Annotated in this window: 32 protein-coding genes; 19 read left to right on the top strand and 13 right to left on the bottom strand. The window is 62.0% G+C overall.

The window, feature by feature from the left end; genetic code table 11:
• Positions 1-38 precede the first annotated feature (38 nt).
• The 9 genes from lspA to BSY239_RS14205 all read left to right on the top strand — a co-directional run bounded on the left by lspA (position 39) and on the right by BSY239_RS14205 (position 5231).
• Positions 39-563: a signal peptidase II gene (lspA, locus tag BSY239_RS14245; RefSeq protein WP_069047370.1), complete on the top strand. Its 525-nt coding sequence runs from the start codon at positions 39-41 to the stop codon at positions 561-563.
• A complete protein-coding gene (locus BSY239_RS14240; protein WP_069047369.1) occupies positions 560-976 on the top strand; it encodes a disulfide bond formation protein B in 417 nt (138 codons plus the stop codon). Before lspA ends, BSY239_RS14240 begins: the two co-directional genes overlap by 4 nt.
• Complete coding sequence (locus tag BSY239_RS14235) at positions 973-1629, top strand: DsbA family protein (RefSeq protein WP_069047368.1); 657 nt, start codon at positions 973-975, stop codon at positions 1627-1629. Before BSY239_RS14240 ends, BSY239_RS14235 begins: the two co-directional genes overlap by 4 nt.
• Positions 1626-2258 carry an SCO family protein gene (locus BSY239_RS14230; protein WP_069047367.1) on the top strand — a complete coding sequence of 211 codons (633 nt, stop codon included), beginning with the start codon at positions 1626-1628 and terminating at the stop codon, positions 2256-2258. The genes BSY239_RS14235 and BSY239_RS14230 overlap by 4 nt, the downstream gene beginning before the upstream one ends.
• A gap of 16 nt (positions 2259-2274) precedes the next feature.
• Entirely contained in the window at positions 2275-2598 is a 324-nt protein-coding gene (locus tag BSY239_RS14225) for a YnfA family protein (protein WP_069047366.1), read from the top strand.
• 163 nt (positions 2599-2761) lie between these two features.
• Positions 2762-3016, top strand: coding sequence for a hypothetical protein (locus BSY239_RS14220; RefSeq protein WP_236944076.1), 255 nt, complete (start codon positions 2762-2764; stop codon positions 3014-3016).
• Between the two features lie 7 nt (positions 3017-3023).
• A complete protein-coding gene (locus BSY239_RS14215; RefSeq protein WP_069047365.1) occupies positions 3024-4301 on the top strand; it encodes an MFS transporter in 1278 nt (425 codons plus the stop codon).
• A 27-nt stretch (positions 4302-4328) separates the two neighbouring features.
• A complete protein-coding gene (locus BSY239_RS14210) occupies positions 4329-4787 on the top strand; it encodes a rhodanese-like domain-containing protein (RefSeq protein WP_069047364.1) in 459 nt (152 codons plus the stop codon).
• A gap of 93 nt (positions 4788-4880) precedes the next feature.
• Positions 4881-5231, top strand: a complete 351-nt coding sequence (locus BSY239_RS14205) for a hypothetical protein (protein ID WP_156775487.1) — start codon at positions 4881-4883, stop codon at positions 5229-5231.
• A 23-nt stretch (positions 5232-5254) separates the two neighbouring features.
• Here the strand turns inward: BSY239_RS14205 and BSY239_RS14200 are convergent, their stop codons facing one another.
• Positions 5255-5824, bottom strand: a complete 570-nt coding sequence (locus BSY239_RS14200) for a Crp/Fnr family transcriptional regulator (RefSeq protein ID WP_156775486.1) — start codon at positions 5822-5824, stop codon at positions 5255-5257.
• A 158-nt stretch (positions 5825-5982) separates the two neighbouring features.
• Between BSY239_RS14200 and BSY239_RS14195 the strand changes: the two genes are divergently transcribed.
• Positions 5983-6540 carry an aspartate carbamoyltransferase gene (locus BSY239_RS14195; RefSeq protein WP_069047361.1) on the top strand — a complete coding sequence of 186 codons (558 nt, stop codon included), beginning with the start codon at positions 5983-5985 and terminating at the stop codon, positions 6538-6540.
• A 7-nt stretch (positions 6541-6547) separates the two neighbouring features.
• Here the strand turns inward: BSY239_RS14195 and BSY239_RS14190 are convergent, their stop codons facing one another.
• The 7 genes from BSY239_RS14190 to BSY239_RS14160 form a co-directional block, all read right to left on the bottom strand.
• Positions 6548-7297, bottom strand: coding sequence for a putative sulfate/molybdate transporter (locus BSY239_RS14190; protein ID WP_069047360.1), 750 nt, complete (start codon positions 7295-7297; stop codon positions 6548-6550).
• 73 nt (positions 7298-7370) lie between these two features.
• The gene (locus BSY239_RS14185; RefSeq protein WP_069047359.1) at positions 7371-7655 is read right to left on the bottom strand and encodes a CopK family periplasmic copper-binding protein; all 285 of its coding nucleotides are present in this window, start codon (positions 7653-7655) and stop codon (positions 7371-7373) included.
• 106 nt (positions 7656-7761) lie between these two features.
• Positions 7762-8082: a hypothetical protein gene (locus BSY239_RS14180; protein WP_069047358.1), complete on the bottom strand. Its 321-nt coding sequence runs from the start codon at positions 8080-8082 to the stop codon at positions 7762-7764.
• 212 nt (positions 8083-8294) lie between these two features.
• A complete protein-coding gene (locus BSY239_RS14175) occupies positions 8295-8657 on the bottom strand; it encodes a copper-binding protein (protein ID WP_069047357.1) in 363 nt (120 codons plus the stop codon).
• A 57-nt stretch (positions 8658-8714) separates the two neighbouring features.
• Entirely contained in the window at positions 8715-9206 is a 492-nt protein-coding gene (locus BSY239_RS14170) for a cupredoxin domain-containing protein (protein WP_069047356.1), read from the bottom strand.
• Between the two features lie 62 nt (positions 9207-9268).
• Positions 9269-10657: a multicopper oxidase family protein gene (locus tag BSY239_RS14165; protein WP_069047355.1), complete on the bottom strand. Its 1389-nt coding sequence runs from the start codon at positions 10655-10657 to the stop codon at positions 9269-9271.
• Positions 10658-10687: 30 nt separating this feature from the next.
• Complete coding sequence (locus BSY239_RS14160; protein ID WP_156775485.1) at positions 10688-11824, bottom strand: hypothetical protein; 1137 nt, start codon at positions 11822-11824, stop codon at positions 10688-10690.
• Between the two features lie 113 nt (positions 11825-11937).
• On the opposite strand from BSY239_RS14160, the gene BSY239_RS14155 reads away from it, so the two are divergent.
• Together BSY239_RS14155 and BSY239_RS14150 are read left to right on the top strand one after the other, a co-directional pair.
• Positions 11938-12621: a heavy metal response regulator transcription factor gene (locus tag BSY239_RS14155; protein WP_056277296.1), complete on the top strand. Its 684-nt coding sequence runs from the start codon at positions 11938-11940 to the stop codon at positions 12619-12621.
• The gene (locus BSY239_RS14150) at positions 12621-14009 is read left to right on the top strand and encodes a heavy metal sensor histidine kinase (RefSeq protein ID WP_069047353.1); all 1389 of its coding nucleotides are present in this window, start codon (positions 12621-12623) and stop codon (positions 14007-14009) included. The genes BSY239_RS14155 and BSY239_RS14150 overlap by 1 nt, the downstream gene beginning before the upstream one ends.
• 60 nt (positions 14010-14069) lie before the next feature.
• Here the strand turns inward: BSY239_RS14150 and BSY239_RS14145 are convergent, their stop codons facing one another.
• The 3 genes from BSY239_RS14145 to BSY239_RS14135 form a co-directional block, all read right to left on the bottom strand.
• A complete protein-coding gene (locus BSY239_RS14145) occupies positions 14070-14645 on the bottom strand; it encodes a class I SAM-dependent methyltransferase (RefSeq protein ID WP_069048996.1) in 576 nt (191 codons plus the stop codon).
• A gap of 196 nt (positions 14646-14841) precedes the next feature.
• Positions 14842-15507, bottom strand: a complete 666-nt coding sequence (locus BSY239_RS14140; protein WP_069047352.1) for a transmembrane anchor protein — start codon at positions 15505-15507, stop codon at positions 14842-14844.
• A 20-nt stretch (positions 15508-15527) separates the two neighbouring features.
• Positions 15528-16265 (bottom strand): HupE/UreJ family protein, encoded by a 738-nt coding sequence (locus BSY239_RS14135; protein WP_069047351.1) that lies wholly within the window; start codon positions 16263-16265, stop codon positions 15528-15530.
• Between the two features lie 182 nt (positions 16266-16447).
• Here BSY239_RS14135 and BSY239_RS22980 point away from each other — a divergent pair, with 182 nt between their 5' ends.
• The 7 genes from BSY239_RS22980 (at position 16448) to BSY239_RS14105 (ending at position 21667) form a co-directional block, all read left to right on the top strand.
• Positions 16448-16582: a hypothetical protein gene (locus BSY239_RS22980; RefSeq protein ID WP_257784864.1), complete on the top strand. Its 135-nt coding sequence runs from the start codon at positions 16448-16450 to the stop codon at positions 16580-16582.
• A 221-nt stretch (positions 16583-16803) separates the two neighbouring features.
• Positions 16804-17082, top strand: coding sequence for a metal-sensing transcriptional repressor (locus BSY239_RS14130; protein WP_069047350.1), 279 nt, complete (start codon positions 16804-16806; stop codon positions 17080-17082).
• A gap of 59 nt (positions 17083-17141) precedes the next feature.
• Positions 17142-18473, top strand: coding sequence for an MFS transporter (locus BSY239_RS14125; protein WP_069047349.1), 1332 nt, complete (start codon positions 17142-17144; stop codon positions 18471-18473).
• 214 nt (positions 18474-18687) lie between these two features.
• Complete coding sequence (locus BSY239_RS14120; protein WP_156775484.1) at positions 18688-19062, top strand: hypothetical protein; 375 nt, start codon at positions 18688-18690, stop codon at positions 19060-19062.
• A gap of 230 nt (positions 19063-19292) precedes the next feature.
• The gene (locus BSY239_RS14115; protein ID WP_083239978.1) at positions 19293-19748 is read left to right on the top strand and encodes a DUF302 domain-containing protein; all 456 of its coding nucleotides are present in this window, start codon (positions 19293-19295) and stop codon (positions 19746-19748) included.
• 11 nt (positions 19749-19759) lie between these two features.
• Positions 19760-19993, top strand: coding sequence for a hypothetical protein (locus tag BSY239_RS14110; protein WP_083239977.1), 234 nt, complete (start codon positions 19760-19762; stop codon positions 19991-19993).
• A gap of 78 nt (positions 19994-20071) precedes the next feature.
• Entirely contained in the window at positions 20072-21667 is a 1596-nt protein-coding gene (locus tag BSY239_RS14105) for a multicopper oxidase family protein (protein WP_236944075.1), read from the top strand.
• Positions 21668-21785: 118 nt separating this feature from the next.
• Here the strand turns inward: BSY239_RS14105 and BSY239_RS14100 are convergent, their stop codons facing one another.
• Together BSY239_RS14100 and BSY239_RS14095 are read right to left on the bottom strand one after the other, a co-directional pair.
• The gene (locus BSY239_RS14100) at positions 21786-23159 is read right to left on the bottom strand and encodes a sensor histidine kinase (RefSeq protein WP_069047346.1); all 1374 of its coding nucleotides are present in this window, start codon (positions 23157-23159) and stop codon (positions 21786-21788) included.
• Positions 23156-23839 carry a response regulator gene (locus BSY239_RS14095; protein ID WP_069047345.1) on the bottom strand — a complete coding sequence of 228 codons (684 nt, stop codon included), beginning with the start codon at positions 23837-23839 and terminating at the stop codon, positions 23156-23158. Before BSY239_RS14095 ends, BSY239_RS14100 begins: the two co-directional genes overlap by 4 nt.
• Positions 23840-23906 lie beyond the last annotated feature (67 nt).

Genomic DNA, 23906 nt, shown 5'->3' with positions numbered 1-23906 from the left:
CGGTGGCCATTCCCGGATCGTTTTGGAAGGACCCTCTCATGAAAGTTCGCTGGACCCAGCGAAACCCGCGATGGACGTGGCTGGTTGCCGTCGCGGTTCTTTTGTTTGTTGATCAACTCAGCAAATCGTACTTCTCATCCACCCTTGCACTCGGTGAAGCCATCAAGGTGACCGAGTGGTTCAACTTCGTGCATGTGCTCAACACGGGTGCGGCCTTCTCGTTGCTGGCCGATGCGGGTGGTTGGCAGCGCTGGTTTTTTATCGGCGTGACAGCGCTGGTGGTGGGTGTTGTCTCTGTGGTGTGCCTTGCCCGGCAGGCCGAACCGCTGGATCGGTGGGTGGGTGCTTTTGTTGTGGGCGGGGGAGGTGGCAACCTGGTGGACCGCATCCAGATCGGCGCCGTGGTGGATTTCCTCGACTTGCACTGGCGCAGCATCCACTGGCCGGCCTTTAACCTAGCAGACGTTTTCATCGTGTGCTCCATGCTGGTCTGGTGCTTCGCATCACTGAAATGGTCACCGCGCCAATCGCCCCGAAAGGCGCCTGAGGAGCAGCCTTCATGAAGCACGGTTGGTTCTGGATCATGTCCGCATGGGGCATCGCCATGGTCGCCACGCTTGGCGCGCTCTTCATCGGTGAAGTCATGGGCATGACGCCCTGTCTGCTGTGCTGGTACCAGAGGATCTTCATGTTCCCGCTGGCGCTCATCCTGGGTATGGCCGCATTTGCCGAAGACCGTCGTGGAGCGGTCTATGCACTGCCGTTGGCAGCAGGTGGCGCAGTCATGGCCGGCTACCACTCAGCACTCATCGCCGGCCGGGTGCCGAAGTGGTGGGTGCCCTGTGGCACCGGCCCCTCATGCAGCGAACAAAGTCTGGAGATTCTGGGCGGCATTCAGATCCCCTGGTTGTCGCTCGCAGCCTTCATCGCCATCGTCATCCTGCTTTTTGTTTACCTGAGAAAGACCCGTTCATGAGCGCCAAAAAATTCACCGTCATTGGCCTGGTGGCCATCGTTGCCCTGTTCTTCTACCTGGGCATGAACGCGTACCAAGAGCGCGTGCAGACTGCCCAGGAAGTGCAGGTCAAGGCCGAGCAGACCCGCCTGGTGCGGATGCACTCGCCGGTGTTTGGTGCCCAAAGTGCCCCGGTCACCATCGTCGAGTTCTTTGACCCAGCCTGTGAGACCTGTCGTGCGTTCTATCCCATCGTGAAGAACCTGATGGCGCAATACCCCAACGACGTCCGACTGGTGATCCGGTATGCACCTTTCCACCAGGGCTCAGACCAGGTGGTCAAGCTGCTGGAGTCCGCCAAGAGCCAGGGCAAGTACCAACCGGTTCTTGAGGCTGTGCTGGCCGCGCAGCCCGCCTGGGCGGATCATGGTCGGCCCAACATCGAGACCGCGTTCAAGGTGGCTGAGCAAGCCGGGCTGGACCTCGTGAAAGCGCGCCAGGACATCGAGAAACCCGGCATGCAGTCCTTGTTGCAGCAGGACATCGAAGACCTCACCGCGCTGCAGGTCACCAAAACGCCCACCTTCTTTGTCAACGGCCGCAGCCTGCCGAGTTTCGGGCCTGACCAGTTGGCTGCCCTTGTGGCTGAAGAAGTGGCCAGGGCGAAGAAATGAAAGAGATGGCTCCCGCACGTCCATTCAACCGACGCAAGGTGCTGGCGTTGAGCGCATCGTGGCTCGCGGCAGGTGGTCTCCTTGCTGGCTGTTCGCCCCAGGCGCCCACTTTCAAAAGTACCGACATCACAGGGGCTGCCTTTGCACAGAACCTGAAACTGACCTACCACACCGGGCTGGTGCGCACCATGGCGGATTTCCGTGGCAAAGCGGTGGTGGTGTTCTTCGGCTTCACGCAGTGCCCCGATGTGTGCCCGACCTCGATGACCACCCTGGCCGAGGTCAAGCGCCTCATGGGCGATCAGGGCAAGCAACTGCAGGTGCTGTTCATCACCGTGGACCCAGAGCGAGACACACTTCAGCTGCTCAAGGAGTACATGACCAACTTCGATCCTACGTTTCTGGCGTTGCGTCCTGACCTGTCTGAGCTCAAGGCCGTGGCGGACAGCTTCAAGATCTATTACCGCAAGGCCGAAGGCAGCACACCGACTTCGTACACGATGGACCACTCGGCGGGCAAGTATGTGTTTGACACCGAAGGTCGGGTGCGCCTGTTCTCCAGCTATGGCACGGAGCCCGGTGTGATTGCCGAAGACATCCTCACGCTGTTGAGATCCATGGCAGGTTGAACAACCCTTTACCACCATGAAAACACTGCTGCTCTATCTCGTCACTGCCATCGCCGAGATCGTCGGTTGTTACCTCCCACTGCTGTGGCTGCGCGGCCAAGGCTCAGGCTGGTGGCTGTTGCCCGCCGCCGCCGTGAGCCTGGCCACCTTCGCTTGGTTGCTCACCCTGCACGCCGCGCCGTCGGGGCGTGTGTATGCGGCCTACGGCGGGGTCTATGTGGCCGTGGCGCTGGGGTGGCTGTGGTCGGTGGACGGCGTGCGCCCGAGCAGCTGGGATGTGGCAGGTGTGGCCGTGACATTGGCGGGCATGGCGATCATCGCGTTCCAGCCTCGAACATGAACCGCCGCTTCATTGTTTATCTCTAGGCGTTGGCCGCCTTCGCGGCGTTTGCTGCCGCTGTCTTTCCCTATCAGCGACACACCCTTCAAGTTGCAGCAATGTCGGCCTCAGATCAAACCGGTGCGATGCTCCGGCCGCACTCGCCCGTCAGCTGTACGACTCGTTGCAGTCGCGCCTTCTGTCGCTGCCGCCCGAGCTGGAAATCTATCCAGGCCACCAGGCCGGAAGCGCCTGCGGCGCCGGGCTGTCCGGCAAACCGACGTCCACCATCGGTTTTGAGAAGCGCTTCAACCCGATGTTGTCGATGTCGCGGGATGACTTTGTCACCGCGCTGACCGCTGAAATACCGCCCCAACCAGCGGACATGGCGCGCATCGTCGAGGTCAATCTGCGCGGCGTGGCGCCCGCCATTGCCTGAATCGGCCATGCAGTTCGGCATCCGCGCCAATCTGGGTCAGTTTCTGCAACAGCTGTTGCAGGTGCTGCTCGTGGGGATGACCATCGGAATGATGCGCAACGTCGTGCCAGCGCTGGCGGAGTCCGAATTCGGCGTGCCACGCGGCTCGTTCATGCTGCTCGCGGCCTTCGTCGTTGCTTTTGGGTTCGTCAAGGGAACGATGAACTTCGTGGCAGGACGCCTGGCCGAGGAAATGGGGCGAAAGCAGGTATTGCTGCTTGGCTGGCTGGTCGCCTTGCCCATCCCGTTGCTCATCTATTTCGCAACCAGCTGGGCTTGGGTGGTCTTCGCCACCGTGCTGCTGGGCATCAACCAGGGTCTCACCTGGTCAATGACGCAGACGGCCAAACTCGACATCACCCGTGCCGACCAGCGCGGTCTGGTCATCGGGTTGAACGAATTCTCGGGCTACGTGGGCGTAGCCATCGCTGGTGTCATCACGGGTTACCTCGCGTCCATGCTCGGCCCGCGGGAGGGACTGCTGTGGTTCGGCATGGTCGTGATCGGGCTGGCCTCCGCGCTGTCCTGGCTCTCCATCGCCGAGACCCTGCCCTGGGCACGAGACGAGGTGAAACGTCACGCGGGCTCTGGCGCCCCAGTGCTCAGGCCTCGGTACCCCAAGACGGTCAGCGACAAACCTTCGACGGCGGAGATGTTTGCCTTGATGACCTGGCGCGACCGCCGCATGGCGGCGATCTGTCAGGCCGGGCTGGTTGAGAAGTTCGTCGATGCATTGGTCTGGGCGTTCTGGCCGGTCTACCTGCACCAGCAGGGCGTGAGCCTGCCGGGCATCGGCTGGATCGTCGGCATTTACGGCTTCACCTGGGGTGCCGCGCAGTTCTTCACCGGTCGTCTCTCCGACCGCGTCGGACGGCACCTGTTGAATGCCTGGGGCATGTGGGTGTGCGGCGCAGGCGTGGCCCTGATGCCGCTGGGCGCGGGTTCGCTGTGGTGGGGTGCATCTGCCGCCATCGCCGGTTTGGGCATGGCCATGCTTTACCCGAATCTGAGCGCTGCCGTCGCCGACATTGCCCACCCCAACTGGCGCGCATCGGCCATCGGCATCTACCGCTTCTGGCGCGACCTGGGATATGGCATCGGGGCGCTCGGTCTCGGCGCCGCCGCTGCGCTGGGTGGTCGCATCGAGAGCGCCTTCTGGTTCGTTGCCGTGGCCATGCTGTTGTCCGGCGCCGTCTTGTTTCACTGGGGGGAAGAAACCCATCCCCGCCTCAATCCCGCCACCTGATTTCCCACAACCACCCTGGAGACAACCATGAACACGCGCCGACTCACCTTGACCCTGGCACTTGCGGCCGCTGCCTGCCTGCCGCTAGCGGTACACGCCCAGGCCGACAAAGCCACCATCAACGCATTGGAGGGGTACTTCGATTTTGCGGACGCCAACAGCGGCACCATCATGGCCGAGCAGCTGGCTGCCGAGGACTACAAGAAGTTGCTCGTGCTCGACGTGCGCGATGCAGGGCGGTTCGCCAAGGACCACATCCCGGGTGCCATGAACATCGAATGGCGCCAGGTGTTCGCGCAGCGCGCCAAACTGCCCAAGGACAAGACCATCCTTGTCTACTGCAACACGAGCTCGTTCGCGGGCCAGGTCGCCATGGCGCTGCGCATGGATGGCTATGAGAACGTGCGCCTGCTGCACGGTGGCTACAACGAATGGAAGGCCGCCGGCGGCATGAACGCCCAGGCACGTGCCGCAAAAAAGAGCTGAGGTCTTTGCATCATGAATATCCGTACATTCGCATTGACGACCGTATTCCTGGGCACCTTGGCCTCCTCGTGGGCCCAGCCCGCTCCCGGGCCTTTGGAGATCGACGGCAGGAAAGTGCTGACCCTGGTCAGCAACGACCCGCCCGGCTTGCGCTGCAACAACAACATCCAGGTTGCCGCCGAACTGGCCAACACCTATAAGGTGCCCATCCCCATCTACCCCGTGTCTTTCATGCCTGCCGGCACCAAGGCACCGATCGTCTGGTTTGGCGGGGAGAACATTGCCCAGAGTGGGGGCAAGCTCAACGGCATGATTTCATACACCGAACTGGCCGACCGGTTTGAGGTCGAGGGAGTGACGAAGCAGGACAAGTCGGGCTTGCTGATGGCCCCTGCCGTCAACGGCACTTTCGAGGCGCTGAAGCAAAGCATCAAGGGCAAATAACCGTTACCCAGGTGAGGCCGGCATCACTCCGGTGGTGAATGCCGTGTGCTGCGTGGCAGCGCGATACAGCCTGGTTCGCGGAAGATCACGCCCGCCTTCTTAAGTCCCGCCAGTGCCCTGTAGAGCGCCTCGTGGCTCACTGCCAGTTCGGTGGCCAGAGACTTGAGACCGGACGCGGTGCGAAGACGGCCATCCACGCCTTCTGTCTCGATCATGTGCAGCAGACGCTCATTCACACCCTTGAGCGACATGCGCTCGCACTGCGCCCGCAGGCGGCGAACCTCTGCGTTGAGCATACCGATCCAACGCAAGGCGAAGTCAGAGTCAGCCGCCAACTCGACCCGGAGCGGCTCTATGGGCAGCTCAACCGCTTGGCCCGGTGCGGTCACCACCGCGTCGCAGTGGTAGCTCACCGATTGCAGGCTGGCCTCGGCCAGAAACCCCTGGCGAACCCGCTGAAGTACCAGGGCGTGTCCCTGCTCGCCAGTGCGCTCCTGCACGATCTCGCCAACCACCACAAAGTACATATGCTTGGGACGCTGGCGCTGCAGGAAAAGACGATCTCCCTTGTGCAGTTCAACTTGGGACGACACGGTCGTGAGGCTGGCTGGTAGCAACTTTCGAAGCGTGTCGGGTAACGTCAATGGAGGGGGCATATGAATGTGGGTCCGTGTGATTTAAATCATATGTGGTCTGTCGCCTCATTCCGACAATCGCCCTCATCGACACACGTTCAATCCGGAAACCTCACATGCTCAAAACCACCACCTCGTCGCTCGTGCTTCTGACCTGCGTCAGCGGCGTCAACGCCCAGGCCATGGATCACTCCCGAATGGACCACGGCGCACGCATGGCCACCATGGCGCTCGGACAGCGACAGGCGGAGGTGGCGCAACGTGGCAAGGACGTCATGCCTTTCAGCCTGGCCGCGACCACGCACATCTTCACCAAGACGGCGCAAGGCGGTGTTCAACAGGTGGTGGTCAAGGACGTCCGCGACGCTGAGCAGGTGAGGCTCACGCGTCTGCACCTGCAGGAGATTCGCGACCAGTTTCTAAAGGGCGACTTCTCAGGGCCGACACGCATTCACGGGCAGGACATGCCCGGTCTGGCCGAACTGAAGGCCGCCCGCCCAGGTCAGATCGTCATCACATACAAAGACATCGACAAGGGCGCCGAGCTGAGCTACGCCACGGGCAACGGCTCCCTCGCGTCGGCGCTGCATCAGTGGTTTGATGCCCAGTTGACCGACCACGGCAAGGACGCCATGGCGGGCCATGCTGGGCATGGCGACACGAAGAAACCCTGAAGCGGACTTAGATCCGCAGCAGCTTCGACCTCAACCACGCCTCCAGCACCACGCCCACCACCACACCCACCCCCGCGTTCCACACCGACTCGGCGGCGGTGGTGAGCAGCACGGCGCGGGCTTCCTTGTCGCGCGAGCTGCCGGCGGTGCCGATGGTGAGTGAGAAGCCCGCCACGAAGAGCATGGCGCCCAGGGTGCCGGTGGGCAGCAGGCTCAGCAGGGCGGTGAGCTGACCGCTGACGAACAGGCCGGCGAGCAGCAGCACGCTGCCCAGAAGGATGGGCGCGCGGCCGGTGCGGGCGCCACAGGCCACTTGCGCGGCCATGCCGCCCGCACCAAAGCACATGGGTGGCGCGCCCAGGCCACCGGCCAGCAGGTTCATGAGGCCGGTGCCGCGTGCGGCGCGGTTTTCGTCTAGGGGCACGCCGGGGAAGAGGCGGAGGGTTTCGGCCACGATGCCGAGGATGGCGTTGCCGAAGGTCAGCGGTATCTGCGCCGCGGCCAGACCGATGCCGGCGAGCCAGACGCCACCTTGGTTGAAGGAGGGCCACTGTGGCTCGGGCTGGTGCATCGCCCAGGGTGTGTCTACCAGCGCATGCAGCAGCTCGGGTTGGCGCCAGCTGCCCACGGCCCAACCCACGGCCATGAGCACGGGCATGAGCACGGGCATGGTGAGCCAGTCACCACGGCCCAGCAACACAAGCGCCAGCGCCACCGAGAACGCGCCCAGTACCAGATCGCCTTCGATACGCCGCAAACCGGCCGTGATGGCCCCGCAGGCCCATCACGGCCGCGTCTGGACATCAACTTCTTTCAGCCTCCGTCAGGCGTCAGTTGCCGTGTCCCTTGTTCAACAGGGAACTCAGACGCGCAACTTCGTTGCCCATCGTCGTGATGCTTTTGCCATCGGCGGTCTGGACGACTTGACCCTTGCTAAGGTGAGTCACGCTTCCAAACTTGCTTTCCTTGGCCATCAGTCCGTCCTTGAAGACGTAGAGTGTCTCACCGTTCTGCAGTGCGATGACCTGCTTGGCCTCGGACCTGGCTGCGTCCATTGCGAATGCCGGGGCCAATGCTGCCAATGAGAGGACGAGGATGCTGAGCTTGCGAATCATGGGGTGTCTCCTTCAAGAACAAATCACATTGTTCGACTGAATCAATGCGGTACGAGGTACAAGTTCAATGTAGTGAGATGCCCATGACCGGCAGCTTGCGAATGCATTACATCTTGGTCAGCGCAAAGTCAGCAGACCCTCTCGCAACCCGATTGGTCTCCCCCTTCATCATCATCGCGAAGTCCCTGTCGGTATTGCCCGACATGGGCATCTTTTGCATTTCCTCCATGCCCATCATCATGGAACCTTTCATGTCGTGTGCACCTGTGGCGCCTTTGTGCATCTCGGACATGGGCATCGTCGCTGGGCCTGCGGCTGGCGTGGACTGAGCATGCGCCGACATCGACATGAGCACAGTCAGCGAAACGGCGCACAGAGCCTTGACAGGGACAGTGGTGAAGCGTTTTGTGGGGGACTGATGGTTCATGTGACTTCCTAGAAGCTACCCGAAGGCGGGTTGACCATCATCGACAATGATGCTTGGATTGACTGTGCGCCAACGTACGCCTGCCCATTGGTTGCGAGGCTGTGTCGGCTCGGCTTCACCCAGCAGGGAGGACGTCACCCATGCAAAAAAGGGATCGGTCATCACAACCGATCCCTTCACCACAACCGACCCATTGGGTCGGATTGGTGAAATCACTTCATCGCTTTGATGTCGGTGACGACCATCTTGCCGGCGTCCTGAATGACGATGAACTGGATCTTCTCGCCCACCTGGACCTTGTCCAGCATGGCCTTGTCCTTGACGTTGAACACCATAGACATCGGAGGCATGTCCATGTGCTTGATCTCGCCATGCTTGATCGTGACCTTGCCGTTCTCCTTGTCGATCTTGCGAATTTCGCCGTCGGTCATGCCGGGTGTCGCCGCCGTGCCCATCTTCCCCTGTTCCATTCCCATCTTTCCATGGTCCATGGTCATTTGAGCCAGCGCGGGTCCAGCGAAGGCAAGGGAAAGGGCGACCGCTGATGCGGCCAGACTCAGGTTCAGTGTTTTCATGAAATGTTCCTTCAATCAGGTGTGGATGTGGGGTACCGGAAAGCGCGCTTTGCCGGCTTATTTGGTGGTCACTTTGATCTGACCCTTCATGCCTGCGTCGTAGTGCCCGGGGTGAAGGCAGGCGAAATCAACGACGCCACCTTTTGTGAAACGCCAGATGACTTCGCCCTTTTGCCCAGGCTTCAAGGAAATCTTGTTGGCCTCATCGTGTTCCATACCGGGAAACTTTTTCATGACTTCGTAGTGCTCCTTCAGCTCCTTCTCCGTGCCCAGGCTGAACTCGTGCGGCACCTTGCCCGTGTTGGTGACGACGAAACGGACGGTTTCCCCTTTTTTGACGTCCACCAGTGCTGGCGTGAACCGCATGCTGTCGGCGGCGTCGACCTGAATCGTGCGGGAAGCTTTGCTGGCGACGCCGGGCTCACCGATGGGCGATTCGTTGTGGCCGCCGCCATGCGTGCCCGCCGCTGTGGCGGCCGAGGCGGCCAGAAGGGTGGCAACGAACAAAAGGCTCGAGCGCTTGGAAAGAGGGGAATGGTTGAAGATCATGTGAACTCTCTGGTTTGGTGGGTTGAGAAAGCAAGCGGAAAAGATTTTTTTAGACGTACGGTTCAGTGCTGCATGCCCTTGCCCATGGGCTTGACAGCTGTGCCCATCGCCGGGGTTGTGTCTGCACTGGCCTTGGGCCTGACGGCGGGCAAGGGCGCACCGGTCCATTCGTGCGCAACAGTGCCCTCGGGGAACTTGTACGGGCCAGGATCTTTGTAGTCGCCCGGCTTCTGATCCTTGCGCACCTTGAACACGGTGAACATACCGCCCATCTCCAGCGGGCCGAACTGGCCCGTGCCGGTCATCATGGGCGCAGTGTTGTCCGGAATGGGCATCTGCATTTCGCCCATGTCGGCCATGCCGCGCTCGCCCATGAGCATGTAGTCGGGTACCACTTTCTGGATCTTGTTGACCAGGCCGCGGTGGTCCACGCCGATCATCGTGGGCACCGCATGACCCATGGCGTTCATGGTGTGGTGGCTCTTGTGGCAGTGCATGGCCCAGTCCCCTTCTTCGTCGGCGATCAGCTCGATCTGGCGCATCTGGCCCACGGCCACGTCGGTGGTCACTTCGTACCAGCGCGTGCTGGGTGGCGTCGGGCCGCCGTCGGTGCCAGTCACCAGAAACTCGTGCCCGTGCAGGTGGATCGGGTGGTTGGTCATGGTGAGGTTTCCCACACGAATGCGCACACGATCGTTCAAGCGCACGTTGAGCGTGTCGATGGCGGGGAAGACACGGCTGTTCCAGCACCAGATGTTGAAGTCCAGCATCGTGTTGATCTTGGGCGTCTTGCTGCCCGGCTCGATGTCGAACGCGTTGAGCAGGAAGCAGAAGTCGCGATCCACCTCGCTGATGTGGGGATGCTTGCCCTTGGGGTGGGTGACCCACATGCCCATCATGCCCATGGCCATCTGGACCATTTCGTCCGCGTGCGGGTGGTACATGAAGGTACCCGGACGGCGCGCTTCAAACTCGTAGACGAAGGTCTTGCCCACGGGGATGGCTGGTTGGTTCAGACCACCCACACCGTCCATACCGCTGGGCAGGCGCTGGCCGTGCCAGTGGATGGTGGTGTGCTCGGGCAGCTTGTTGGTAACAAAGATCCGCACACGGTCGCCCTCGACCACCTCGATGGTCGGGCCCGGGCTCTGGCCGTTGTAGCCCCACATGTTGACCTTGAAGCCCGGCGAGACCTCGCGCACCACGGGTTCTGCCACCAGATGGAATTCCTTGACTCCGTTGTTCATCTTCCAGGGCAGGGTCCAGCCGTTGAGCGTGACCACCGGGTTGTAGGGTCGGCCAGTGGTGGGCACCAATGGAGGCGCCGTGTCCACAGACGTTTGGTAGACAGGCTCGGGCAAAGCGGCCATGGCGGAGCGCGCAACCGCCAGCCCGGCCACCGAAGCGGCAGCACCCGCGAAAAACTGACGACGTGAATTGAGGAGACTCATGTTGGTTTTCTTTCTATGCGTTCGATGCGATCAGTGGCCAGCGGCAGCTGCGGGCTCACCGCCTCCACCACCCAGAGAGACAAAGCTGTCGGGCGCACCTCCTTGGAGGACCCACTGCAGATCGGTCTCTGCGATCCAGAAGTCGCGCTGCGCTTCGATGGCGCTGGCCACCGCTTGTGACTGGCTGGAAACCTCACCCAACAAGTCCCACACACTCTTGAGCATGCCGTTGTAGTGAAGAACGGTTTCTTCGGTGATGAACTCGCGAACCTTCAACACCTCCTCACGCGCACTCACTGCCAATGCGTGGCTGGAGAGGTAGGCCTGGCGAGCGAGGCGGGCGTTGGCGCCATTGCGCATGCCCTCGGCGCGCGGCAGTTGTGCAGCAATGGCCGCAGCGCGCTCGTCCAGCACTTGTTGCGACAAGGCTTGGACCGGCACATCGGGCAAACGGTCAGGCAGCGCAACAGCGCTGTGCATGCCGGTGAGGCCCAACGTTTTGATGAGTGAGGCTTCGGCCTGCGTGGCGGCGTTCTGTGCGCGTCGCACGTTCATCTTGGCGGATGACTGAGCCAGTTGAACCTGGGCCTGCTGAAGCTTGCTCCAGTTGCCCACGCTCACCATGCGGCGACCCAGTTCGTTCCCGGCCTCTGCAGCGTCCAGCGTGTCGCGGTGCTGCTTGAGCACCTGACGAGCCGCCACCGCTTGAATCCAGGCCTTGCGCCCCTGTGCGGCCACCTCCAGCAGTTCGCCGAAGTCGTCCACCTTGCGCTGCCAGACCGGATCGACATCTGCCCACTGGCCTTTGGCGATCAGATCCACGTTGGCCGCACCAATTCTGTTCATCGGCTTGACCAGCCCACGGTGAAACAACCAAGCCTGCCGGACGGCGTCTTCGGGGGACATGAGGCTCAGCCGGGCAGCAGCTGATGCCTCGGGCTGCACGACGGGTGTGTTCTGTTTCTCCCACTTGAGAATGTCGGCATGGCCGCGTTTGAACTGCCCCACGGCGTCGTTGGCTTCGCGCCAGTTTTTCTCGGCGGGCGCCGGTGCAATCTGGGCCGACACCACCAAAGGCAGCGCCAGAACGCTTATTGCAATGGCCCGCAGTGCTGAGGAAGGGTAACGTCGATGAATCACTGATTTGCTCCTGTTCAACTGTTTCAAGCTGGGGGCAGTGTGCAAAAGGCCACCCGTCACGAACCTGTCGGTTTCATTACAAAGTTGTCAGGTTCGGTTGCAATGGGCCGCTGGCAGTGAAAATCGCCGCAGGAGTGAACGTGAAAATCTTGATTGTTGAAGACGAACGCAAAACGGGTGAGTACCTGTGCATGGGACTGCGCGAGGCGGGCTACGCGGTAGAGCTGCTCAACAACGGTGTGGACGGATTGCACCAGGCGCTGGAGGGCGACCACGACCTCATCATTCTGGACGTCATGCTGCCCGGCATGGACGGCTGGCAGGTGCTCAGAGGTCTGCGTGCCCAGGGTCGAGAGATGCCGGTGCTCTTCCTGACCGCCAAAGATCATGTGGACGACCGCGTCAAGGGTCTGGAGCTCGGAGCGGACGACTATCTGGTCAAGCCGTTTTCGTTCTCCGAGCTGTTGGCCAGGGTGCGCACCATCTTGCGCCGTGGGCGCTCGGGTATGGAGCCAACCACCCTGCAGGTCGCGGATCTGGAGCTGGACCTGCTGCGCCGTCGGGTCACCCGCGCGGGCAAGCGCATCGACCTGACCGCCAAGGAGTTCGGATTGCTCGAATTGCTGATGCGCCGCAAGGGTGAGGTGTTGCCACGCTCGCTGATCGCCTCCCAGGTGTGGGACGTCAACTTCGACAGCGACACCAACGTCATCGAGGTGGCCATGCGCAGGCTTCGTGTCAAGGTGGACGACGGGTTTGAGTGCCGCCTGTTGCAGACGGTTCGAGGCATGGGTTACGTGCTGGAAGTGCCGGAGCACTCCTGATGATCCGGCGCTTGACCCTCACCGCACGACTCACCTTTCTGTACACCCTGGTATCGGCTGTGGTGCTTCTTGGCCTTGGCGTCTTGGTGGCGTGGTCCACCCATTTGCACTTCATTGACCTTGACCGCGACTACCTTCTGGACAAGGTGCGGCTCATCGAGAAGATCGTCGATGAAACGCCAGAGCCAGCCGAACTCGCGGCCAAGTTGGATGAATCGCTCAACAGCCATCAAGGCCTTTTCATCTCAATTACGCGCGGTGACGAACAGCTGTTTGGAAAAGGCGGCATCACGTTTCCAGCAGAACTCGCTGCGCGAAGCGCCGCAGATCAGCCCATGGACTGGACCGATGGTGAGCGGCAACTGCGAGGCATGAGCACTGAGATCTCCTCAGCGCAGATGCCCGGCGGATTGACCAGTCCAGGTCAGAGCATGCGCCTGACGCTTGCGCTGGACACGCAACACCACACCCATTTCATGCAGATGCTGCGCCAGCAGTTGGCGATCTACGTCGTCCTGGCCACCCTGCTCAGCGGCCTCCTGGGGTGGTGGGCAGCCCGCAGCGGTCTGGCCCCGCTGCGGACCATGAGAGAACGCGCGCTCAATGTCACGGCCCACAAGCTCGACGAGCGCATGCCAATCGACGCTGTTCCCGTGGAGATGGCGGAGCTGGCGCGCAGCCTCAACACCATGCTGGAGCGTCTGCAGCAGGATTTTGCGAAGCTCATGGAATTCTCAAGCGACATCGCCCACGAACTGCGCACGCCCATCAGCAACCTGCTGACACAGACCCAAGTGTCGCTGTCGCAGCACCGTGATCCAGACACCTACCGCGACATCCTCGCCTCCAATGCCGAGGAGTTCCAGCGCTTGGCGCGCATGGTGTCCGACATGCTGTTTCTGGCCAAGACGGACCACGGTATCCAGCTGCCGAATCGCGAAGACGTCGCACTCGAAGACGAGGCGAAGAGCCTTCTGGATTTCTACGATGCGGTCGCCGAGGACAAAGAACTTCGCCTTCGGGTGGTGGGAGCGGGTAGCGTGGTGGGTGATCGACTGATGATTCGAAGAGCCATCAGCAACTTGCTGTCCAATGCGCTGCGGCACGCGCACCCTCACACCGAGGTTGAACTGACCGTTGAGTCTGAGGGAGATGGTATCAACCTGTGTGTCACGAACACCGGCGACCCTGTTGAAGCTGTCGATCTGCCGCGCCTGTTTGACCGGTTCTATCGCGCGGACAAGGCACGCGCGCACCCCTCATCCGATGGCGCGGGCTTGGGTCTGACCATCACCAAAGCCATCATGCTCGCTCATGGCGGCAGCGTTGCTGTCACATCGGTGGCAGGAAGGACGCGGTTCTGTTTGCACTTCGTCTCTCAGCAGTGACCTTTCTGGCTGCAGCGCTGTAGCACTTCGAGGACGGTTTTTCCCAGGCCAGTGCTGAACTCAAGTGTTCAGTGCGATTCGATACACCGAGGCGGGTGGCAAGTTGAGAAGCGAGCTTCCGATGCGTTCTGCCTTCAGGTTCATTCGGGTCAGTATCTCGGGTGCAATCGGGCATCGGGTCATGTAGGTGAACTGGTACAGCGCTGCCCCAGCTTGCAAGCTTTGCATGCAGGCGCCGACCACGTTCCACTGTGCGCGAACACCCATGGTCAGCAGTGGCAAGCCGGAAATCACGGCCTGCGCCTGCATCGACCGCCACGGGTCGTGCCACCTCCGCATGCGTGTCACATCCATGTCCAGCAGGCGTGCCTCGGGAAAGCGCTGTCGCAGCAGCGCCGTGAAGTCCGGGCTGTTCTCCACCAACGTGAGATCACACTGGGGCACTCCCTTGGCAAGGATGCACCGTGTGAAGGCCCCAGTTCCTGGGCCCAGTTCGATCACGGGTCCTGCGCCAGGCAAGATATCGCGCGTGATGAGACGCGCCAACGCGTTGCTGGAGGGCGCAACCGCGCCGGTCCTCATGGGACGTTTCAGCCAGCTCTTGAGGAAGACACTTTGGTCGGTGGACAAAGACACGAATGAATCCTTCCTTGGGACATCAATCACCCTCACTACGCCTGCTTTGCTTGGTGCAGCGGGTGAGTGCCTGCATTCTGATGAGCCACTTGCAGGGCGTCGTGAACGAGGAAGCCATTTCGCCAAGGTTCGCGAGGTTCTGCCAGTGGCCCGCTTTCAAGGGAACTGCCCTGGAGGCGCAGCTCCCCGCCTCAGGTCACTGAACCTGCTTGATGTCGGTGTATTGGCCGCGGGTCCGGAGCACGACCTTCACATCCGATGGACCCCGGTTGCGCCAGTACCAGCCATGGTTGCCGGTGAACGCTGCCACCAGTGCTCCGTCGTCGGCTGGCACGCTGCGGCCCTTTTCGTAGCTGATGGAGCGCCCGCCACCGTCTCCGTGCGTGTCGTAGTTGACCGAGCCGCCATTGACGATCCACTGGAACTCGGCCTTTTCACCCTCAGTCATGCGCAGTTTGATTTCTTTGCCTTCGCCCGGGGTCAGGGTGAACGTCAATTCGTCGCGCCATGTTGAGTTAGCTACAGGCGCTACCGCAGTCTTCTGAATCACATCGAGTGCCTTGGGCGTTCCGGAGACTGCCGTACCGGCGTTCGCTGGGACGGCTGCAACCGTTGAGGCAGGACTGCCAACGGGTGTGGCACTTGCATCCGCAGCGGCTTCTGCTGCCAGCTGTTGCTTGATTTCGCCCATCTCGGTCATGCGCAGCACGCGGCCAACACCGGTGGGGTCCACGCCGTACTCGGCAGGCAGCACGATCGCCACCAGAATCACGATGGCGGAGATGGCGGCCAGAAGCGTGGAGCGCAGCAGCTTTGAGGAAGATGGAAGTTCGGCGCGCAAGGGCGTTTCAGCGTTGTACATGGTCGGTATTCCTTGGGTGTTCACGATACGAAGTAACCGGTGAGCTGCATGCCCACCAAAATGAAGCCCGCGCTCATCATGGCGACGTTGGCTGTGTAGGCGTTGCGGACAAAACTGGGCGTGCGGCGCCAGTAGCTCATGCCGATCAGGATGACGGTGAGCGCCAGCAGTTGACCGATTTCTACGCCCACGTTGAAGGCGAGCAGGTTGGGCACCAGGCCGTCGGGTGAGATCTCGTACTCGATGATCTTGGTGGCCAGCCCGAAACCGTGGAACAGACCAAACACCAACGTTGCGACCTTGGTGTTGGGCTGGAATCCGAGCCAGCGTTGGAAGGCACCAAGGTTGTCCAGCGCCTTGTAGACAACCGACAAACCAATAATTGCGTCGATCAGGTAGCTGTTGATCCCGACGTTGAAATACACGCCCAGGATCATCGTGGTGGAGTGACCCAGCGCGAACAGGCTTACGTAGAGACCGATGTGCGAGAGCCGGTACAGGAAGAAGATCACCCCGAACAGGAAAAGCAGGTGGTCGTAGCCGGTCATCATGTGCTTGGCCCCGAGATACATGAAGGGCAGCAGATTGACGCCAGAGATTTCCTGTATGTAGCCCTTGTCACCAGCGGTCACCGCATGGGCCCAGACATCGGAGGTTCCGAAGAGCAAACAAAGGAAGAGGATTGAAGGAAGCAAGAGACGGGATTGCCAAATCGCCCATGGCGAACGTGGCAGCCTGTCTTGAAGAAGGCCGTGCATGAAGACTCCAATGGTCTGAAAGGAATGGGAGCACTGCGAAGGGCAGCGCAAGAGCAAGAGTGGCCTCAGGCCATCGGAGGACGTTCTAGCCGGGACGCCTGCACCATTTCAACCCATGGTCGGACCTGCCTACACCAAGCTGGCGCTTGCGTTGACGCAGCGTGCCAGCCCGCAGGCAGAGCATGGGCCTTGTCGTGCGAGTGATCTACCGCGTGATGCGCATGGTCGCCACCCAGAAGGTCTTCAACCACTGCTACCTCATCGCCTTGGTCGCCGTGCGTATGTCCATGTGGCTCGTCGGCAGCAAGTGTTGTTGAAGTGTGTCCCGCCGAAATGGCCGCCAGTCCATGGGAGCTTGTCAACCCGATCGAAGAAATGATCGTGCCGACCACGATCACGATCAACACCATCCACCGCATGCCCAGTGCCGCCTGGGAGGGCAGCAAAGAATACGGGGAGCAGTGGATCATGGAGTTGAGCGGGATTAGTGTTGAAGACCGGTGGATTATAGTAACCCCCCTGAGGGGATACGATCATCATGAAACAACCGCACACACATACCTCCCATCCGGCGATCATCAAACGCCTGCGAAGGGCCAATGGACACCTGAGCAGCACGATAGACATGTTGACACAGGGGCGCACCTGTCTTGACGTTGCGCAGCAACTGCAGGCAGTGGAGAAGGCGATTCAGCAGGCCAAGAAGGCCCTGATCCAGGACCACCTGGATCACTGCCTTGAACACCTCGTCGGACCTCTCGGCGCGGGTCAGCGCCATTCGATGGACGAGTTCAGAGAAATCACCCGTTACCTCTGAGTCGTATGCAGTTGTTGAATCGAATTCTTTGACCAAGACGCACCACACAAGACCGGCACATGCTCAAAATTCTGTCCCACCGCACCTACCGCCATCTGTTTGCCGCGCAGGTGATCGCCTTGATCGGGACCGGGCTGGCCACGGTGGCGATGGGCCTGCTGGCCTTTGAGCTTGCCGGCGACAACGCGGGCATGGTGCTGGGCACGGCGCTGGCCATCAAGATGATTGCCTATGTGGGGGTGGCGCCCGTGGCCGCTGCGTTTGCGGATCGCCTGCCCCGGCGCACCATGCTGGTCGCACTGGACCTCGTGCGCGCTGCCGTGGCGCTGCTGCTGCCGTTCGTCTCCCAGATCTGGGAGGTGTACGTGTTGATCTTTGTGTTGCAGGCGGCGTCGGCCGCTTTCACCCCCACCTTCCAGGCCACCATCCCCGATGTGCTGCCGGATGAGAAGGACTACACCAAGGCCCTGTCGCTCTCGCGCCTGGCCTACGACATGGAGAGCCTGGTCAGCCCGATGCTGGCGGCCGCCTTGCTCACCGTCATCGGTTTTCACGATCTGTTCGCGGGCACGGTGGTGGGCTTCCTGGTTTCGGCCGCGCTCGTGGTGTCGGTGGTCTTGCCGGCGCATCCGGCAGCGCCGCGCCGCGGCATCTACGACCGAACGACCCGCGGCATGCGCATCTACCTGGCCACGCCCCGCTTGCGCGGCTTGCTGGCCGTCAGTGCGGGTGTGGCTGCGGCGGGTTCCATGGTGTTTGTCAACACCGTGGTGATCGTGCAAGCGGGGTTGGGCTTGAGCCAGAGCGCGGTGGCCTTGGCGCTCGCCAGTTTCGGCGCTGGCTCCATGGTGGCCGCACTGGCCTTGCCGCGTTTGTTGGAGCAACTGACCGATCGCACGGCCATGCTCGGAGGCATCGGGGTGATGGTTGTGGGTCTGTTTGCTGGAATCTTCGTGAGCGGACACAGCTCGTTGATGGCGTTGTGGTTCGTGCTCGGTCTGGGTTACTCCACCGCGCAGACACCCTCAGGGCGCCTGTTGCGGCGCTCCGCCCACCCCGAGGACCGGCCAGCGCTTTTCGCCGCTCAGTTCGCGCTCTCGCATGCCTGCTGGTTGTTGTTCTATCCCCTGGCCGGCTGGCTGGGCGCGCGCTTCGGCATGCCTGTGAGCTTTGTAGTCCTGGGTGGAGCTGGTGCACTGGCTGCGTGGGTGGCATCTCGGGTCTGGCCGGTGCAAGACCCCGAAGTGATTGAGCATAACCACGCAGATTTGCCAGCAGGACATGCACACATGCTGGGTGCTGTCGCCAGCGGGGATAGGGTGCGCCATGCGCACACCTTTGTGCTGGATGACCAGCACCCGCATTGGCCCGGCAAGGACAGCAGAACATAAGCCTTGCGTTCGAAATCGCACATACGGCGATATCAACGTGGCGCATCATGCAAAGCATGCTGCGCACCTATATCCAGTTCGAACGGGCGGCCTATGGATCACGATTGGGTGCAGGTCACATCCCGTTGCTCACATTTCGGGATTTACTTGACGTAGATCAATCGATTTGTCGTGGTACGTCCTTAGCCTAGTCCCCAGGCAAAAGACATTCACCATGAAAATCTCCACCGGCATCCGGACGAAGCGCATCACCACATGGGTGTTGTTGATGGTGTGGGTGTTCGCGTTGGCTTCGGGCGTCGCGAACGCCTGCTTGCTTGACTCGCCTGCGCGCCACATCTCGGCAGTCCAGGACGAGCACTCGAATGCCGGCAGGGAGTCGTGCCTGAAGGTCTGCGATGAGGGAGCGCAAGCGCTGCCCAAGGCTTGCTCGATCGTTGACCACGTCGATCCAGGTTGGGCGCCTTGGTTTGCTACCCTGTGGACGGGTTCGCCGCAAAGCGCCTCGCCTCCTGGCCGAATGATCGGAGCGACGGTACCCATCGTCGGTCTCCCCCTCAGGGTTCGCTACTCGCGACTCTCGCTGTAGCCACCTTGTTGTCTGGCCCCAGCCATCGGGCTGTTCGGGACACCGTCCGCTCTTCATCGGGACTGTCTTGTCCCCGTGTGCGCAGGACTTATCCACCTGAAGCCAACCAGTGGGCAGCGCCTCGCGCCGAGCACTCGGCGCGCTCCTCTCCAACCCTCCAATGAACCAGGAGTTCCCATGAAACCAGCACGCCTACGCCTCCTTTTCACCCACACCGTGAGGACAGTGTCATGAACCACCCCAAAGACAATGCGGCCACGCCGCCTTCTTCCGGCTACGGATTTCACTGTGTCCTGCCACCGCAGGCCTTCGCGCAGGGGGTTGCCCTGGTGACCGAAGCGCTCAAGGCGGAAGGCTTCGGCATCCTTACCGAGATCGACGTCCAGGCCACCTTGAAGGCCAAGCTGGGTATTGACGGGCCACCCTACCGAATCCTGGGTGCCTGCAATCCACCGCTGGCCCACCGGGCGCTGGAGGCGGAACCCGACATCGGCCTGCTGCTGCCGTGCAACGTCATCGTGCGGGCAAAACCCGATGGCCAACTTGTTGTCGGTTTCATGGACCCGGTCGCAGTGATGCAGATGACCTGCAATCCTGAAGTGGCACGCGTCGCGCACGAAGTTCGCCAGCGGCTCGAGCGGGTGCGTTCTGCGCTGACCCCTGCGGCTTCACCTGTTCACCCTTGAAGGAGAGCTCCATGTTCAATGGCTATGGTTACATGATGGGTATGCATGGCGGATGGTGGATCCTGCTGCTGGCGATTGGCGCCGCGCTGTTTTACGTCTGGCAACGCCCGGACCCGGGTGGCAAAGAGACAGACGACACGCCTCGGGAGACGCCGCACCAGTTGCTGCGCAGGCGACTGGCCAGCGGGGCGATCACACCCCAGCAGTACGAAGAACACAAAGCATTGCTTGACCGCGACAACTGAAGAAAGTCCCTTATGTTGAAAAGAAGACAACTGATTCAGTTGGGTGGTCTGGTGGCTGTGGCCGGTGCGGGAGCCGCCGTGTGGACCGCTTTCGGGTCGCGTGGCATGCATGGCTCGCAGGCCTTGGGCGTCGGGCCGTTTCGCCACTACCCCTTTGATCCGGTGGCTGCCGAGAATTTCCGGCAAAAGCTCTTCATCCCGGTCGCCAGCGGGCCGTTCGGTGTGCTCAGCGTGTCCGGGCCGCTGACGCTGCGCGCCACGGCGGCCAGCTTCCCGCTGCTACCCGGTCCGCCATCACAAGGCCCTTCGCCCTTCTTGCAGTACCAGACCGAGCACGGTGGAGTGACTTTCCAGAACCCTATCCTGCGCATCGAGAGCGGCGCGCGTTTCACCGCCCGCTTGGACAATGGCTTGACCGAGCCGACCATCATCCACTGGCACGGACTGCACACACCGGCCAGGATGGACGGCCATCCCGGCGACACCATCGCGCCGGGAGCGCGCTATGAATACGACTTCATAGTGCGCAACCGTGGCGGCACCTACTGGTATCACACCCACGCGCACGAGCTGACCGCCAAGCAGGCTTACAACGGCCTGGCGAGTTTTTTCCTGGTGGATGACGAAGACCAACGCAAGTTGGCAAAGGCGCTCGACCTGAAGCTGGGTGTGACAGACCTCCCGCTGGTGATCCAAGACAAACGGTTCGACGCACTAGGCCACCTGGTGTACCAGCCCGACATGCACGAATCGATGATGGGCTGGCTGGGTGACATCGTGCTGGCGAACCTGACGCCGAATGCGGTGCACGAGGTCACCCCACGCACCTACCGGCTGCGGCTGCTCAACGGATCGAATGCCCGCATCTACCGACTGGCCTTCGCCCGAGGCGATACCTTGCTGCCCTTTACCGTCATCGGTACTGACGGTGGCTTGATCGAAAAACCAGAGGTGGTGACCCAAGCCTTTCTGGCGCCTGGCGAGCGCCTTGATGTGCTGTTCGATGCCGCCCAGGCACAACCCGGGGACACTGTGTTTCTGAAGAGCTTGTCTTTCGACCCGATGGAGAATGAAGGGGCTGCGGGCAACATGGGCGGCCCGGGCATGGGCCAGATGATGGCCGGCATGGGTTCGTCACGGTTGGCGCTGGGTGAGACTTTCAACGTGCTCAAGCTTTCGGTGGTGTCCGGGGAGCGCATCACAGCCCCACTGCCAGCAACGCTGTCCAGGATCCAGCCGCTGCGCAGCGAAGGCGCTGCCGAGCGACAGATCGAACTGTCGATGCAAGCCATGCGCTTCCTCATCAACGGACGCACCTTCCGCATGGACGAGATCGCCTTCGATGTGAAGCAGGGTGCGGTGGAGATATGGCGGATCAGCAACCCGGCATTGGGCATGCCGCACCCGATGCATCTCCACGGGTTTTCGTTCCAGGTACTCGAACGCTTGAACAGCCCGCCCCAGTTGTCGGACATGGCGCGTTTTGGCAAGGGCAGAACTGTCAGTGACCTGGGCTGGAAAGACACCGTCCTCGTGTGGCCGGGTGAGACGGTGCGCATCGCAATCGACTTTTCGCACGATTTCCCAGGTGACCAGACTTACCTCTTTCATTGCCACAACCTTGAACATGAAGACGCGGGGATGATGATCAATTTCAAGGTGCGCACTTTGTGACCTCCAAAGGTCGAAATGGATCAGCAGGTCGGTGTAGACGCATCCGACCGTCGGCTGGCTCTTGCGCATGACATGGCGATGCATGCGTGAGGCCGATGTAGCATGACTGCCATCTTGTTCACTCTTCAGCTGGAAAGCACAGCCGGGCTTCCATGCCTGCGACCCGGCGCGGCTCCAGGTGAAACTCGCCGCCATAGCGCCTTGCGATGGCATCGACGATGGACAGGCCCAGGCCGCTGCCGGTATCGCCCTCCACATTGCCGCTGCCGCGTCGCCAGAACCGCTGCGCCGCTTGTGCAACTTCGGCAGCGCTCATGCCTGGGCCTTCGTCGAGGACGCGGAACGCCACATGGCCTGGCAGCCGTTCGATCCGCAGCACGACCGAGCCCGGTCTGAGCGAATGTCGCAACGCGTTGTCGAGCAGGTTGCGCAAAGCCGAAACCAGCAACGCCTCGGGCATTGCCAGCGATGCTGCGTTTGCCGTGGCCTGCAACTCAACGCACCGGACGCTGGCCCCACCGACCTGTGGGGCGACGGCCGAGGCATCTTCGATCGCCTGCTGCGCTGCATGCAGCAGATCGACCCGCAGCGCATGCTCAGGCTTCACCGCTCCTTCGATCCGCGCGAGCGACAACAGTTGTTCGAGCGTGCGATGCAGCCGCGCCACACCTTGCTGCGCATTGGCCAGCGCCTCGCCCGCGGCGCCATGCAATCCAGATTCTCCGCACGCCAGGCGCAGCACCTGCAGATGCGTCTTGATGGCGGTCAGTGGCGTTCGCAGTTCGTGTGCGGCGTCGTCGGTGAAGCGCCGCTCGCGCTCGATCACGTCCTGCACGCGCACCAGCAGGTGGGCGATGGTGTCGATCAGCGGCTGCAGTTCGGGTGGCGCGTCGATGGCGGGCAGGGGCGATTGGGCATCCGCGCGCCGGTTCAGCAGCGCCGTTCGCACCCGTTCGATCGGGGCCAAGCCCCGCCCGACGCCAATCCACAGCAGCACCAGGCTGACCGCCATCGCGATGGCAAACGGTGCCGCCGCGGAGAGCGCAATTTCGCGCAGCAGGCCTTCGCGTGCATCCATGCGGTCGGCGGTGGCAATGCGCACCTCGCCGACTTGCAGCACGTAAGTGCGCCAGGGTTTGCCGCCGTAGACGGAGGTGCTGTAGCCCAAAGCCGCACCCTCCAGCCCGGGGCTGGTGGCGGTCCGCGCTATCGGCTGGATCGCAACCTCGCCGCGAACCAGGCTGACCTCGCACGCCAGGCCGTCGCGCGCGATCACATCGAGCGGCAACACGGGCGGTCCGTTGACCTGCAGGCGTTCGGCCGGAAGGCGCGCGACCAACCCAGCCACCATGCGCGCCGAGGCCGCCAGCCGCTCGTCCAGAGCGCTTCGCAGTTGCTCACGCACATCCATGAACATCCACACCGCCACGACGCTCCACAGCAGCGTCAGCGAGAACCCGATGATGGTGACCAGGCGCAGGCGCAGCGTCATCGCTTTTCCTCGACAGCAGAACCGGCCTCACCCAATCGGTAGCCCAAGCCGCGCACCGTCTCGACGATCGCAGGGCCGAGCTTGCGGCGCAGGTGGTGGATGTGTACGTTCACGGCGTTGCTTTCCACGTCGGTCTCAAAGCCGTACAGACTGGCCTGGAGTTGCTCCAGGCTCAGAATGCGGCCGGGGTTTTGCAGCAGCGCGCTCAACAACGCGAGCTCGCGTCGCGAAAGCTCGACGCGCACGCCATGCAGTCGAACCTCGGCGCTGGAGGCACTGAAGGTCAGGCTGCCGTGTTCGACAAGGTCGCTGCTGCGGCCACTGGCGCGGCGCACCAGTGCATGCAGTCGGGCCACCAGCTCGTCGAGCTCAAAAGGCTTGAGAAGGTAATCGTCGGCGCCGGCCCGCAGGCCCGCGACGCGGTGTTCGAGCGCGTCACGCGCCGTCAACACAAGCACGGGGATCGCCTGCCTCTGGGCGCGCCAGCGCGCGAGCACCGCCATGCCGTCTTCGTCTGGCAGGCCGAGGTCGAGCACACAGACATCAAAGTGCGACGCGCCTACCGCTGCACGCGCCTTCGCGGCGGTGTCGACGTGGTCCACGGTCACGCCGAGCAGACGCAGCCCGGCGACGATGCCACTGGCAACGAGACGGTCGTCTTCAATCAGCAGGACGTGCACAGTAGTTTTCGCAGGGGCCACTGACGAGGCTCACGGTCGACAATCAGCATCAACGATGCGACGACGG

The sequence above is a fragment of the Hydrogenophaga sp. RAC07 genome (genome assembly GCF_001713375.1).
In the GTDB taxonomy this organism is placed as follows: domain Bacteria; phylum Pseudomonadota; class Gammaproteobacteria; order Burkholderiales; family Burkholderiaceae_C; genus Hydrogenophaga.
This window is presented reverse-complemented; position numbering and strand designations above follow the sequence as displayed.

Bases quoted from the DNA above. Each gene is read 5' to 3' on its own strand.
- BSY239_RS14130 (WP_069047350.1), top strand. From the start codon at position 16,804: ATGAAACAACCGCACACACATACCTCCCATCCGGCGATCATCAAACGC.
- BSY239_RS14140 (WP_069047352.1), bottom strand. From the start codon at position 15,507: ATGTACAACGCTGAAACGCCCTTGCGCGCCGAACTTCCATCTTCCTCA.
- BSY239_RS14230 (WP_069047367.1), top strand. From the start codon at position 1,626: ATGAAAGAGATGGCTCCCGCACGTCCATTCAACCGACGCAAGGTGCTG.
- BSY239_RS14120 (WP_156775484.1), top strand. From the start codon at position 18,688: ATGAAAATCTCCACCGGCATCCGGACGAAGCGCATCACCACATGGGTG.
- BSY239_RS14175 (WP_069047357.1), bottom strand. From the start codon at position 8,657: ATGAAAACACTGAACCTGAGTCTGGCCGCATCAGCGGTCGCCCTTTCC.
- BSY239_RS14135 (WP_069047351.1), bottom strand. From the start codon at position 16,265: ATGCACGGCCTTCTTCAAGACAGGCTGCCACGTTCGCCATGGGCGATT.
- BSY239_RS14125 (WP_069047349.1), top strand. From the start codon at position 17,142: ATGCTCAAAATTCTGTCCCACCGCACCTACCGCCATCTGTTTGCCGCG.
- BSY239_RS14180 (WP_069047358.1), bottom strand. From the start codon at position 8,082: ATGAACCATCAGTCCCCCACAAAACGCTTCACCACTGTCCCTGTCAAG.
- BSY239_RS14185 (WP_069047359.1), bottom strand. From the start codon at position 7,655: ATGATTCGCAAGCTCAGCATCCTCGTCCTCTCATTGGCAGCATTGGCC.
- BSY239_RS14150 (WP_069047353.1), top strand. From the start codon at position 12,621: ATGATCCGGCGCTTGACCCTCACCGCACGACTCACCTTTCTGTACACC.
- BSY239_RS22980 (WP_257784864.1), top strand. From the start codon at position 16,448: ATGGGCCTTGTCGTGCGAGTGATCTACCGCGTGATGCGCATGGTCGCC.
- BSY239_RS14215 (WP_069047365.1), top strand. From the start codon at position 3,024: ATGCAGTTCGGCATCCGCGCCAATCTGGGTCAGTTTCTGCAACAGCTG.
- BSY239_RS14195 (WP_069047361.1), top strand. From the start codon at position 5,983: ATGCTCAAAACCACCACCTCGTCGCTCGTGCTTCTGACCTGCGTCAGC.
- BSY239_RS14165 (WP_069047355.1), bottom strand. From the start codon at position 10,657: ATGAGTCTCCTCAATTCACGTCGTCAGTTTTTCGCGGGTGCTGCCGCT.
- lspA (WP_069047370.1), top strand. From the start codon at position 39: ATGAAAGTTCGCTGGACCCAGCGAAACCCGCGATGGACGTGGCTGGTT.
- BSY239_RS14210 (WP_069047364.1), top strand. From the start codon at position 4,329: ATGAACACGCGCCGACTCACCTTGACCCTGGCACTTGCGGCCGCTGCC.
- BSY239_RS14100 (WP_069047346.1), bottom strand. From the start codon at position 23,159: ATGACGCTGCGCCTGCGCCTGGTCACCATCATCGGGTTCTCGCTGACG.
- BSY239_RS14170 (WP_069047356.1), bottom strand. From the start codon at position 9,206: ATGATCTTCAACCATTCCCCTCTTTCCAAGCGCTCGAGCCTTTTGTTC.
- BSY239_RS14115 (WP_083239978.1), top strand. From the start codon at position 19,293: ATGAACCACCCCAAAGACAATGCGGCCACGCCGCCTTCTTCCGGCTAC.
- BSY239_RS14110 (WP_083239977.1), top strand. From the start codon at position 19,760: ATGTTCAATGGCTATGGTTACATGATGGGTATGCATGGCGGATGGTGG.
- BSY239_RS14240 (WP_069047369.1), top strand. From the start codon at position 560: ATGAAGCACGGTTGGTTCTGGATCATGTCCGCATGGGGCATCGCCATG.
- BSY239_RS14225 (WP_069047366.1), top strand. From the start codon at position 2,275: ATGAAAACACTGCTGCTCTATCTCGTCACTGCCATCGCCGAGATCGTC.
- BSY239_RS14235 (WP_069047368.1), top strand. From the start codon at position 973: ATGAGCGCCAAAAAATTCACCGTCATTGGCCTGGTGGCCATCGTTGCC.